Source organism: Micromonospora sp. WMMA1947 (assembly GCF_027497355.1).
Taxonomy (GTDB): Bacteria; Actinomycetota; Actinomycetes; order Mycobacteriales; family Micromonosporaceae; genus Micromonospora.
Window position 1 is genome coordinate 1,055,387 of sequence record NZ_CP114909.1, and the last position, 12,596, is coordinate 1,067,982.

At 73.3% G+C, this 12,596-nt stretch carries 9 protein-coding genes; 4 read left to right on the forward strand and 5 right to left on the reverse strand.

Features of this window, described 5'->3' with window-relative positions:
- Positions 1-80: 80 nt before the first annotated feature.
- Both O7604_RS05020 and O7604_RS05025 read left to right on the forward strand, forming a co-directional pair.
- Complete coding sequence (locus O7604_RS05020) at positions 81-773, forward strand: hypothetical protein (protein ID WP_281578998.1); 693 nt, start codon at positions 81-83, stop codon at positions 771-773.
- Positions 770-1,594, forward strand: coding sequence for an NUDIX domain-containing protein (locus O7604_RS05025; RefSeq protein WP_281578999.1), 825 nt, complete (start codon positions 770-772; stop codon positions 1,592-1,594). The genes O7604_RS05020 and O7604_RS05025 overlap by 4 nt, the downstream gene beginning before the upstream one ends.
- A gap of 33 nt (positions 1,595-1,627) precedes the next feature.
- Here O7604_RS05025 and O7604_RS05030 read toward each other — a convergent pair whose 3' ends face one another.
- The 4 genes from O7604_RS05030 to mfd all read right to left on the reverse strand — a co-directional run bounded on the left by O7604_RS05030 (position 1,628) and on the right by mfd (position 9,072).
- Entirely contained in the window at positions 1,628-3,247 is a 1,620-nt protein-coding gene (locus tag O7604_RS05030; RefSeq protein ID WP_281579000.1) for a DUF885 domain-containing protein, read from the reverse strand.
- Between the two features lie 322 nt (positions 3,248-3,569).
- Complete coding sequence (locus O7604_RS05035; protein ID WP_281579001.1) at positions 3,570-4,550, reverse strand: nucleoside triphosphate pyrophosphohydrolase; 981 nt, start codon at positions 4,548-4,550, stop codon at positions 3,570-3,572.
- On the reverse strand, positions 4,547-5,317 hold the full coding sequence (locus O7604_RS05040; RefSeq protein WP_281579002.1) for a SurA N-terminal domain-containing protein: 771 nt from the start codon (positions 5,315-5,317) through the stop codon (positions 4,547-4,549). The genes O7604_RS05035 and O7604_RS05040 overlap by 4 nt, the downstream gene beginning before the upstream one ends.
- A gap of 98 nt (positions 5,318-5,415) precedes the next feature.
- Positions 5,416-9,072: a transcription-repair coupling factor gene (gene mfd / locus O7604_RS05045; RefSeq protein WP_281579003.1), complete on the reverse strand. Its 3,657-nt coding sequence runs from the start codon at positions 9,070-9,072 to the stop codon at positions 5,416-5,418.
- A gap of 155 nt (positions 9,073-9,227) precedes the next feature.
- On the opposite strand from mfd, the gene O7604_RS05050 reads away from it, so the two are divergent.
- Positions 9,228-10,139 (forward strand): cyclase family protein, encoded by a 912-nt coding sequence (locus O7604_RS05050; protein ID WP_281579004.1) that lies wholly within the window; start codon positions 9,228-9,230, stop codon positions 10,137-10,139.
- A gap of 216 nt (positions 10,140-10,355) precedes the next feature.
- Here the strand turns inward: O7604_RS05050 and O7604_RS05055 are convergent, their stop codons facing one another.
- A complete protein-coding gene (locus tag O7604_RS05055) occupies positions 10,356-11,396 on the reverse strand; it encodes a S66 peptidase family protein (protein ID WP_269702163.1) in 1,041 nt (346 codons plus the stop codon).
- Positions 11,397-11,480: 84 nt separating this feature from the next.
- Between O7604_RS05055 and O7604_RS05060 the strand changes: the two genes are divergently transcribed.
- Complete coding sequence (locus O7604_RS05060) at positions 11,481-12,509, forward strand: hypothetical protein (protein WP_281579005.1); 1,029 nt, start codon at positions 11,481-11,483, stop codon at positions 12,507-12,509.
- The last annotated feature ends 87 nt before the right edge of the window (positions 12,510-12,596 follow it).

Genomic DNA, 12,596 nt, shown 5'->3' on the forward strand with positions numbered 1-12,596 from the left:
AGACGGACATTCCCGGATTACCGGTCGTCAACCGGCAACCGGTTTGCGAGACGTTGCGTCAATCGACAAGGCTGGGCATCATGCCTGCCGCCTCGACGACTCTCCGCGTGCTCGCCGCCTCGGTCATCGCGTCGCTCTCGGTCACCGGCTGTCAGGCCCTGGACGACGCGAACGTCGCACTCGGTCGCGCCGACCTGGTCAACGACCTCGCCGCGCGGATGGACCGGGCGCTGGAGCAGACCTGGGCCGCCGACTACCAGCTCGACGGCGGCCGGACCGCCTCGATCGCGCAGACCAAGAAGCCGCTGCGGTCCACGTACACCTGGCCCGGCGGCAAGATCACCGTGACCCAGGAGTCGGTGACCCGGTGCGCCAGCACCGCCGCCCGTACCTCCTGCACCGTCTCGCCACCGGTGCTCACCGCCGGGAAGCCGTCGGTGATCGTCTACGACGAGGCGCGCAAGCAGGGCCTGGTCACGCCGCCCGCGGTGATCCGGCTGCTCACCGACGCGGCGCTGGCGCCGGAGGCGGTCATCGAGCAGAGCGACACCACGCTCGCCGGCCGTCACGCCACCTGCGTCGACGTCACCCACGACGGGGAGCGCTTCAACGCCTGCGTGACGAACGAGGGCGTGCTGGCCAGCTTCTCCGGCACGCTCGACGGCAAGCCCGCCGAGGTGACGCTGAGCCGCTACACCGAGAGCGTCGAGGCCGCCGCGTTCGCGGTTCCGGCCGGCGCCGGTGTGGTGGACCGCCGCCCGTCCACGTCGTGACCACGCCCGGGTTCCGGCCCGCGGCGGATCACGGGCGGCCGCCGCGACCGGACGACCTGGCGCTGCCGGTGGCCGGCCGGAAGCTGCTGACCGGCCCGGACGAGCAGCCGCTGCGCATCGGAGCGCTGTCCGGTGACCTCGCCTGGACCCCGGTCGGCACGCTCGACGGCGTCCCGGCGTGGGCGGCCGAGGTGACCGATCCGGAGTCGCTGCCGGGCCGGTGGCGCAGCTGGCGCGGCCTCGCCGCCGAGCTGCCCGCACCCCGCGCCGACCTGGCCGGGCGGGCCCTGGCCGTGGTCACCTGGCGGCGTACCCACAGGTGGTGCGGGTCCTGCCGGGCCGAACTGGCCGACGTACCGGGCGAGACCGCCCGGCGCTGCCCGGACTGCGGGCTCACCGTGTTCGTCCCGCTGTCCGTCGCGGTGCTGACCGCGATCACCCGCCCCGGCCCGGCCGGCGGCACCGAACTGCTGCTGGTCCGGCACACGCAGGGGCCGACGCAGCTCTGGGCGCTCGTCGCCGGGTTCGTCGAGGCGGGCGAGTCGCTGGAGGCGGCGGTACACCGCGAGGTCGCCGAGGAGGTCGGCCTGACCCTGCGGCGACCGGAGTACGTGGACAGCCAGCCGTGGGCGCTGTCCGGGCCGGGCACGCTGCTCGCCGGATTCACCGCCGAGGTCACCGACCCGGCCGCCGAGCCGGTCGTCGACGGCACCGAGCTGACCGAGGCGCGCTGGTTCCCGGCCGACGCGCTGCCCGCCGAGCTGCCGCCCGCGTACTCCCTGTCCCGCTGGCTGATCAACGCGGTCGCCGCCCGGCGGTGACCGCAGGCCCGGGCCGCCGCCCGGCGGTGAGCCTCACACCCCCAGCAGCGTCCGCAGGTGGCGCGGCGGCGGGCAGTCGTACGCCAGCATCGCGTCGTGCCAGTCCCGCAGCGGCACGCCGTCCGGCCGGGCGGCCGCGATGTCGGCCATCTCGCTGTAGCCGACGAAGTACGTGGACAGCTGCGTCGAGGTGAGCAGCGCCCGCCGCCACTTGCCGGCCGCCTCGCCCTCCTCCTGGAAACCGCGCCCGGTCATCAACGCCATCGCCTCGGCCTCGGGCAGGTCGTCGCAGTGCACGAGCTGGTCCAGCAGCGCGTTGATGGTCATCCGGAGCTGCATCTTGAGCTGCTGCAACCGCACCGGCAGCCCACCGAAGCCGAGCCCGGCCATCAGCTCCTCCGCGTAGACCGCCCAGCCCTCGACGAACACACCCGACTCGGTGAGCGCGCGTACCCGGGTCGGGCCGTCGTACCGCCGGGCGTGCGCGAGCTGGAGGAAGTGACCGGGCATCGCCTCGTGCACCGTCAGGTTGCGGATCATGTGGTCGTTGTACTCGCGGTAGAACGACTCGACCCGCTGCGCCGGCCAGTCCGCCGGGGTGGGCGAGATGCAGTAGAACGTGGGCACGTCGGCCGTCTCCAGCGGGCCCGGCGAATCGCAGTACGCCACCGCCACGCCCCGCGCGAACTCCGGCATCTCCTGAATGACGCACGGGTCGCCGACCATGCTGACCAGGTCGTGGTGGCGGACGAAGTCACTCGCCTCGTCCAGCGTGACCGAGGCGAGGTCGACAATCGTGGCGTCGTCCGGGTGCTCGGCGGCGAGCAGGTCCAACGCCCGGCGTACCGTCTCGTCGTCGGCCGGACCACCGACCAGCTCGACCGACGCCGCGCGGATCTCCTCGGTGACCCGGTCGAGGTTCGCCCAGGCGCGGCGCTGCACCTCGGCGGCGCTCAGCTCGGTGTCGAGCGTGTGCCACAGCCGCGCCTCCCACCGCCGCCGGCCCAGCCGCGGGTCACGCCCCGGGCCGGAGTCGGCGGCCAAGCCCTGCCGCAGCCAGGCCACGAACTCCTCGAGCGCGGCGATCGCGTCGGTGGCCGCCGGTCCGACCCGGTCCCGCAGCGCCGGCGCCTCGGCCAGCAGGCCGGGCACCTCGTCGCGGATCAGCGCCGCCGTACCGGTGAACTGCCCGACCGCCGTCTCCGCGTGGACCCGCGGCATGTCCCGCAGCGTCGCGCGCGCCGTCGACAGCGCATCGGGTACGGCCGACAGGCGCCCCGCGAGACTGGTCAGGCGCTCCTCCGCCGGGGCGAACGGACGGGCCAGTAGGGCGTGCAGCAGCGGTCCCGGATTGTGGCGCAGCGGATCCCACTCGTGGCCGCGGATCTCGGTGGCCTCGAACAGTCCCCGGTCGACGAGGCTGGTGAGCAGCGCGTGGTCGACGCTCTCCGCGGGGTCGAGCGCGTCCGGGTCGATCTCCGCGAGCGCGTCGGCCGCGTCCTTGAGCATCGCCTGGTCGGCGGCGAGGGCGTCGGCGGAGAGGTCGGGCAGCCGATCGTCGTAGCGGTGGTCTCCGACGGAGGTGGCCAGCCCGGGCCGGCTCTCCAGCAACGCCTCCACGATCCGCTCCGCCAGCGGCACGAACGACTCCATCCCCCGACCCTACCGATCACCCCGCCCACTCCCCGCCCTCACCACCCGTCCGTTCCCCTCCCCGCCTCGCCCTCTCGCCGCGCCCGTCCCGCCCGTTCTAGCGTTGATCAAGGAGTTTGTGTCCCCCTCACACCTCCATCGCCACACAAACCCCTTGATCAACGCTCTCAGGCAGCCGTGAGGTGCTCGGCAGGCGAGGGCGGGTCGGGCAGGTGCACCCGGCGATCTTGCGGTTGCTGCCCGGGCGAGTGGGGCATTTGCGACACCACACGGGCCGGAAGTGCAAGATCGCGGGGGAAGGGGGGCGGGGACGCGCGGGGGGTCAGGCGGGAGGGGTGCGTTCGGCGGCTCGGACTGCCTCGGCGTACGCCAAGGTGGCTCGCCGGAGCGCGGCCTCCGGGTCGATGCCGGCCTGTCGGGCGGCGGCCACTGTGGCCAGCAGGCTCGCGCCGAGCCGGGCCTCCGGGTCCACCTGCGACTCGGCCAGCGGGGGCGGTACGGCCAGGCCGACCCGCCCGGCCCGGTCCAGGATCTTCGCGGCCAGCGACAGCGCGGGCTGGCTCAGCGCGATGCCGTCCAGCACCGACTCGCGGGTCTTCTCGGCCCGCTTGATCCGTTCCCAGTTCGCCTCGATCTCCTCGATCGAGCCGGCCGGCTCACCCGAGAACACATGTGGGTTGCGCCGCACCATCTTGTCGACCAGGGTGCCCGCGACGTCGTCGACGGTCCAGCTCTTGCCCTCCGGCAGGTTCTCCGCCAGCCGGGCGTGCAGCAGCACCTGGAGCAGCACGTCGCCCAGTTCCTCGCGGAGCGCGTCGGTGTCGTCGGCGCTGATCGCGTCGTACGCCTCGTAGCACTCCTCGAGCAGGAAACCGGCCAGGGTGCGGTGGGTCTGCGCCCGTTTCCACGGGTCGCCGCCCGGGGAGGCCAGCCGGTCCATCACCTCGACCGCGTCGAGCAGCCGGGCGCCGGGCGGATCCCACGAGCCGTACATCAGCTCCAGTTCGGCCAGGCCGGGCTCGCGGGCCAGCCGCAGCCCCAGCTCGCGGGCCAGCGACTCGTCGCCGGCCGGGCCGGCCAGCCACACCGCGCCGCCGTGCGCGGCCGCGGCGTCGAGCAGCGCCTGGGTCGCGCCCTCGGTCACCACGCTCACCTCGGCGCCGGCCGTCCGGACCGCCCGGGTCAGCTCGCTCTCCGCACCGGCGAGCACAGGCGCGGAGCGTACGGCGTCCCAGGCGGCCGAGGTCAGCAGGCCGGCGGGCAGCCGGGGCGAGGTGACGAGCAGGACGATGCGGGCGGTCATGCGGCTCCGGGAGCTGGCGAACCGGAGGCCGGCGCCTCCGGCGTGGAGATGTCGGTGACCGGGCCGTCCTGGTCGACGTACGGCAGGGAGTAGAAGACGAACGACTGGCCGGTGTTGACGAGCGACGGCACGCCCGTCACGCCGAACCGGGGGTTGACGCGGACGTCCGACTTCTCGGCCTGCTCCTGCAGCGCGCTGCTGAGCGCGGTGGCGGTGCGGACGAACCCGGCCTCGCCGAACGCCTGCCGGACCTGGTCGACGCTCAGGCCCGGCTGAATCGCCCCGGTCTTCTCGAGGGCGCGGTAGACGGCCATCAGGGATTCGTCGCTGAGGTCGGCCGGGGGCAGGCTCTGCTGGAGCGTGCCGGAGAGGTCGACCCACTCGCCCCACAGCTTCGTGTACTCGGTGGTTGCCGGCATCCGGAGCGCCTGCTGGATCTGCTCCGGGGAGATCTGATCGGTGACCTGGAGACCCTTGTCGGCCGCCACGCGCTTGCCCAGGTCGATCGCGACCAGCAGGTTCAGCACGTCCTGCCGGGTCACCGAGGACCGCAGCTCCGCCGGCGACGGCGTCTGCGGGGACTGGCTACGGACGGCGTCCGCGTACTGCCGCTGCGCGTCCTCGTAGATCGCGTCGACCCGGTCGACGGAGTAGCGGGTGTCGCCGACGTACGCGGCGACGTCCGGGGCGGAGCGGCCGCAGGCGGCGAGAGAGAGCGCGGCGAGGGCCGCGACGCTGACGGCGACGAGGGAACGGCGAGCACGCATGAGGGCCACTCTCTCACGGCGAGTACGAACCTGTGACTCCGCCCACCTCATCGCGCACCCGCCGGGACCGCACCGGCCAGCTCCTCGGGCTTGCTGGGTCATCGTCCGCTCGCCACTGCGGGGCTGGCAACACCGGCCAGCTCCTCGGGCTTGCCCAGGACGTCGGCCAGGAGCTGCCCGCACCACTCCAGCAACGCCTGGTCGCGCAACGGCTCGCCGCCGATCCGCCGGGTGCTCGGCCGGGGCACGCTCACCTGGTCGAGCGCCTGCTTGTAGACCGAGTCCGGGTGGTACCGCTTGAGTCGCATCTGCTTCGAGTCGGGCAGCGGCAGCGGGCCGAACCGGATGTGCTTGCCCTGCATCGACACGTCGGTCAGCCCGTAGCGGCGGGCCAGCAGCCGGAACCGCGCCACCGCGACCAGGTTCTGCACCGGCGCGGGCGGCTCGCCGTACCGGTCGGTCATCTCGGCGACCACCTCGCGCAGGCGTTCTTCGTCGCGGGCCTCGGCGAGCTTGCGGTACATCTCCAGGCGCAGCCGCTCCACCGCGACGTAGTCGTGCGGCAGGTGCGCGTCGATCGGCAGGTCGACCTTGACCTCGGCCTCCTCCTCCGTGCTCTCGCCCTTGAAGGCGGAGACCGCCTCGCCGACCATCCGGACGTACAGGTCGAAGCCGACGCCCTCGATGTGGCCGGACTGCTCGCCGCCGAGCAGGTTTCCGGCGCCGCGGATCTCCAGGTCCTTCATCGCCACGTACATGCCCGCGCCGAGTTCGGTGTGCTGGGCGATGGTGGCCAGCCGCTCGTGCGCGTTCTCGGTGAGCGGCTTCTCCGGCGGGTAGAGGAAGTACGCGTACGCCCGCTCCCGGCCCCGGCCGACCCGGCCGCGGATCTGGTGCAGCTGGGCCAGGCCGAGCAGGTCGGCCCGCTCCACGATGAGGGTGTTGGCGTTCGGGATGTCGATGCCGGACTCGACGATGGTGGTGCAGACCAGGACGTCGAACTCCTTCTCCCAGAAGCCGACCATCACCTTCTCCAGCGCCTCCTCGCCCATCTGGCCGTGCGCCACCGCGACCCGGGCCTCCGGCACCAGCTCCCGCAGCTTGCGGGCGGTCTTCTCGATCGACTCGACCCGGTTGTGCAGGTAGAAGACCTGACCGTCGCGCAGCAGCTCACGGTGGATGGACGCGGCCACCTGCCGGTCGTCGTACGCCCCGACGAACGTGAGGACCGGGTGCCGCTCCTCCGGCGGGGTGGCGATGGTGGACATCTCCCGGATGCCGGTGATCGCCATCTCCAGCGTCCGCGGGATCGGGGTGGCCGACATGGCGAGCACGTCGACCGAGGCGCGCAGCGTCTTCAGGTGCTCCTTGTGCTCGACGCCGAACCGCTGCTCCTCGTCGATGATCACGAGGCCCAGCTGCTTGAACCGGGTGGACGCCTGGAGCAGCCGGTGGGTGCCGATGACGATGTCGACGGTGCCGGCGGCGACCATCTCCAGCGTCTGCTCGGTCTCCTTCGGCGTCTGGAACCGGGACAGCTGCCGGATCGACACCGGGAACTGGCTCATCCGCTCGGCGAACGTGTTGTAGTGCTGCTGCACCAGCAGCGTGGTCGGCACCAGCACCGCCACCTGCTTGCCGTCCTGCACCGCCTTGAACGCCGCCCGTACCGCGATCTCGGTCTTGCCGTAGCCGACGTCCCCGCAGATCAGCCGGTCCATCGGGACGGTCTGTTCCATGTCCCGCTTGACCTCCTCGATGGCGGCCAGCTGGTCGGGCGTCTCCTGCCAGGGGAACGCGTCCTCCAGTTCCCGCTGCCACGGGGTGTCGGGGCCGAAGTTGTGCCCCTTGGACGCCTTGCGCGCGGCGTACAGCTGGATGAGCTGGGCGGCGATCTCCCGGACCGCCTTACGCGCCCGCGCCTTGGACTTCTGCCAGTCCGAGCCGCCCATCTTGTGCAGCGTGGGCTGCTCACCGCCGACGTAGCGGGACAGCTGGTCGAGCTGGTCGGTGGGGACGAACAGGCGGTCGCCGGGCTGGCCGCGCTTGCTCGGCGCGTACTCGATGACCAGGTATTCGCGGCTGGCGCCGTTGACGGTGCGCTGCACCAGCTCGACGTACCGGCCGATGCCGTGCTGCTCGTGCACGACGAAGTCGCCGGCCTTCAGCTCCAGCGGGTCGATGGTGTTGCGCCGCCGGCTGGGCATCTTGCGCATGTCGCGGGTGGAGGTGCCCCGGCCGCCGGTGACGTCGTTGCCGGTGAGCAGCACGAACTTCGACGCCTCGTCGACGAACCCGGCGGTCAGGCAGCCGCAGGACACGAGCAGCTCGCCCGGTGCGGGCGCGGCGGGCACCTCCTCGGTGAGCCGGGCGCCGAGGCCGGCGTCGCGGAGCACCTCGACGGCCCGCTGGGCGGGGCCGTGCCCCTCGAAGACGAGCGCGATCGACCAGCCCTCGCCGGCCCAGCGCTTGAGGTCGTCGACCACCCGGGCGGTCTCGCCGTGGTACAGCGGCGCCGGCTGGGCGGCCAGGCTCACCGCGATGGCGTCGTCGGGGGTGACGTCGACCTCGGCGGGCTCGTCCTCCCAGGGCTGCCGGGCCGGTGCCGCGTCCGCCTCGACCAGGCCGAACGGCGCGAGCGTCCACCAGGGCTGGCGCAGGGCGCGGGCTGCCGTGCGTACCTCGGCCAGGGTCTTGAAGGCGGCGGCGCCGAGGTCGACCGGGGCCTGGCCGCCGACGGCGGCCGCGGCCCAGCTGGCCTGGAGGAACTCCTCCGAGGTACGGACCAGGTCGTGCGCGCGGGTGCGGATGCGCTCGGGGTCGCAGAGGAGTACGTGGGTGCCGGCCGGCATGCAGTCGACGAGCAGTTCCAGCGCGTCGGCGCCGATCAGCGCGGGGGCGAGGGACTCCATGCCCTCGACCGGGATGCCCTCGGCCAGCTTGTCCAGGATCTCGGCCAGCTCCGGATGCTCGGCGGCCAGCGCGGCGGCCCGCTCCCGCACCGCCGGGGTCAGCAGCAGTTCCCGGCAGGGCGGCGCCCAGAGCTGCGCGACGCCCTCGATGGTGCGCTGGTCGGCGACCGCGAAGGTGCGGATCTCCTCCACCTCGTCGCCCCAGAACTCGACCCGGGACGGGTGTTCGTCGGTGGGCGGGAAGACGTCCAGGATGCCGCCGCGGACCGCGAACTCACCGCGCTTGGTGACCAGGTCGACGCGGGCGTACGCCATGTCGGTGAGCCGGCGGGCGACCTCCTCCAGGTCGGCCTCGTCCCCGGCGGCGAGCTGCACCGGCTCCAGGTCGCCGAGGCCTTTGAGCTGCGGCTGGAGCAGCGACCGGACCGGTGCCACGACGACACGCAGCGGCCCGGTGCGGCCGTGCGCGTCGGCGGCGTCCGGGTGGGCCAGGCGGCGCAGCACGGCGAGGCGCCGCCCGACCGTGTCGGAGCGGGGCGACAGGCGCTCGTGCGGCAGCGTCTCCCAGGACGGGAAGACCGCCACCTGCTCCGGCGGCAGCAGACTGCCCAGTGCGGAGGCCAGGTCGTCGGCCTCGCGGGTGGTGGCGGTGACCGCGAGCACCGGGCGCCCCGCGCCACCGGCCGGCTCGTCGGCGGCGACCGCGGCGACAGCGAACGGGCGCAGCGCGGCCGGGGCGGTGAGGTCGAGCCCGTCGACCTGGGCGGCACCGGAGCGCGCCAGGTCACGCGCCCGGGCCAGCCCCGGGTCGGCCAGGGCGGCGGAGAAGAGTCCGGTGAGCATCAGTGATCACTTCCAGCGGATCGACACACGACGACGACCCCGCGTCCAGCCGGACGGGGGGTGCACCGTTCGAGCCTATCCCCCTCCACCGACGATCCGGGGCCGCCCGATGTTGGATCTTGACCAGCCGCGACCGGGCGTGGTGCGGTGGGTGGATGGTCGAGTATCGGACGGTCTTCGACGCCGAGGTGGATTTCTCCAACGGCGGTGGTCTGCGCACCGACGGGTTCCGGCTGGACGTGCCGCACCCGGACGTCACCGACGACGAGGTGGCCGCGCTGCTGGTCCGGCACCTCGGGCTGCTCATGGTCGGCGAGGTACGGATCACCAACCGGACCGTCGTCGAGGAGCCGCACAAGGGCGGGCGGGGGGTGGCCGCCCCGGCCGCCGGCGGCGGGCGGAAGCTCGTCGAGCTGAGTCACGTGATCACCGAGGGCATGGTCACGCTGCCCGGCTGGCCCGGGCCGTCGATCACCGACTGGCTGACCCGGGAGGAGTCCCGGAAGCGGTACGCACCGGGTGTCGAGTTCCACGTCGCGCGGATCAACATGATCGCCAACACCGGCACGTACGTGGACACGCCGTCGCACCGCTTCGCCGACGGCCCGGACCTGACCGGGATGCCGCTGGACCGCCTCGCCGACCTGCCCGGCCTGGTGGTACGCGTGCCGGCCGGTACGCGCGCGGTGGACCGGCTGCTGCTCGCCCCGTACGACGTGGCCGGGTGCGCGGTGCTGCTGCACACCGGCTGGGACGCGCACTTCGGCACCGACGGGTACGCCGCACCGGAAGCGCCCTACCTGACCGGTGACGGCGCGCAGTTCCTGGCCGAGTCGGGCGCGGCGCTGGTCGGCATCGACTCGATCAACATCGACGACATGACGGCGGCGGCAGCGGGTCAGCGCCCGGCGCACACCGGTCTGCTGGCCGCCGGCATCCCGATCGTGGAGCACCTGACCGGCCTTTCCGAGTTGCCGCCGACGGGTTTCCGGTTCACCGCCGCCCCGCCACGGGTGGCCGGCATGGGCACGTTCCCGGTCCGCGCCTTCGCCGTCGTCGACGCCTGACCCGCGCCGCCGCCCGCCACCAACCGCCAAGCGCCGGCTGGAACGCCATGGGTGTCAAAAGGGCGCTGAGACACCCATAGCGTTCCACTGACCGGCACTTCGACGCGTGAGTGGAACGGCATGGGTGTCAAACGGGGACGTAGACACCCATGGCGTTCCACCGAACGGGCGGCGGGCGGCGGGGTGAGGGGTGGGGGGTGGGGGGTGGGGGGTGGGTCAGTAGCGGACGGCGATGCGGCGCTCGACCGCGTCCACCCGGATCTCGCCGCCGTACGGGATGATCACCTGCGGGTCGGTGTGGCCCAGGTCGACGTCGAAGACCACCACCGGGTCGTCGGCGTAGGGGGCGAGCGCCGACAGGATCGCCTCCCGCTGGTCGGCGGCCCAGGCCAGCCGCTCCGCGACCGAGTGCGGCCGGTCGAAGTCCCACGCCTTGGGGCGGCCCACCACGATCGCCGGGAAGCCGGCGAGCAGCCCTCGCTCGCCCATGTTCCGCACGATCCGGAAGACCTCCTGCGCGGGCGGCAGCTCGTTCGACGTCTCCAGCACCAGCACCGACCCGGCCAGTTCGGCGGCAGAGGGAACGCGGTCGGTCGCCATCAGCCAGTGCACGATCTCCAGGCAGCCGCCCCACGTCCGGCCCCGCACCACCCGGGCCGGGCCGTGCCAGCGCCAGCCCTCGGACGGGTACATCGGCGGCTCCTCGGCCAGCGCGGCGGGATCACGCCAGTCGCACGGCTCGTCACCCCACTCGGGCGCGGCGGTCAGCTCGTACCAGCCGGTGGTGAACAGCGCGGCGCGCAGCGAGTCGAGCGTGAGCGGGTGCGGCTTGCCGGAGCGCCCGAGGTGCACCAGCACCGAGCCGCCGTGATAGCCGACGACGCCCAGCCGGTACAGGTGGTTGAGCACGTTGGTGTTGTCCGAGTAGCCGAAGTACGGCTTCGGGTTGGCCCGCAGCACGTCGTCGTCCAGGTACGGGGTGACGGTGATCAGGTCGTCCCCGCCGACCGTCGCCAGCACGGCGGTGATCGTCGGGTCGGCGAACGCGGCGGTCAGGTCCCGCGCCCGGTCGCGCGGGTCGGCGTCCATGACCCGGGTGGTCGGATACTCCACCGGTTCCAGCCACAGTTCGTCGCGGAGCCGGCGCAGCCCCAGCTCGTACACGTGAGGGAAGAGACCCGGCAGGCCGGCGGAGGGTGAGACGACCGCGACGCGGTCGCCCGGCTGCGGTTTGGCGGGGTAGGCGGGCACCTGCATGATCCGACGTTAACGGCGCGGACCAGCGGTTTTCGGCCGACGAAACCCCATGAGCCGGGCATATGCCCGCAATAGGCTGAGGCCGTGAACGACGAGCCGGAGCTGCGTACCCGGGACTGGCTGCCCCGCACGGCGGCGCTGATCCTCGGCACCCTGGCGCTGGCGAGCGCGTTCATCGCCGCCTACGTCGGCGCGCTGCACAAGCCGGACCCGCGCGACGTGCCGGTCGCCGTCGTCACGAGCGACCAGCAGGCCCAGGCCGTGATGTCCGCCGTCCGCGCCCGCACCGACACGATCAAACCGATCGGGTACGACAGCCGCGGCGCCGCCTCCGACGGCCTCACCGACCGGTCGGTGTACGCGGTCCTCAGCTCCGCCCCGGACGGCGGCCTGACGCTCGCCACCGCCAGCGCCGGCGCGCCCGCCGCCACCGAACTCGTCACCGACGTGTTCACCGAGGCGGCCCGGCAGGCCGGGGTGCCGCTCGAGGTCACCGACGACGTGCCGGTCTCCGCCGACGACCCGCGCGGTCTGGTCCCGTTCTACCTGGCCGTCGGCGTGGTGCTCGGCGGCTACCTGGCGTCCACGGCGCTCGGCATCTCGCTCGGCACCAGCCCGCGCGACCTGCGCCGCGCCGGGCTGCGGATCGCCACGCTCGCGGTGCACGCGGTCCTGCTCGGCGTCATCGGCGCGATCCTCGTCGGGCCCGTGCTCGGCGTGTTCGCCGGTCACGTGGCGACGGTGGCGGTGGTCGGCGCGCTCGCCGCGTTCGCGGCCGGGATGGTCGCCGCCGCCGTGCAGGGCTGGCTCGGGCTGCTCGGCACCGGCATCGTGATCCTGCTGCTCGTGGTGCTCGGCAACCCCGGCTCCGGCGGCATCTACGCGCCTGAGTTCCTGCCGCCGTTCCTACGCGGGATGCACCGCTGGAACGTGCCCGGCCTGGCCACCGACCTGTTCAAGTCGGCGATCTACTTCGACTGGCGTGGCGGCGGCTGGGCGCTGACCGGGCTGCTGGTCTGGGTGGTCGTCGGCCTGGTCGGTCTGCTCACCGCGACCATGTTCCGCGCCCGCCGGCGACCCGCGCCGGGGCGGCACGCCGCCGATCAGGGCTGACCGGCGAACCGTCCCAGAGTGCAGATCATCACGGTGTCCCCCTCCTGTCCCCCGGGCCCACGCGGATACCATCCAGAGGAGTCGGAC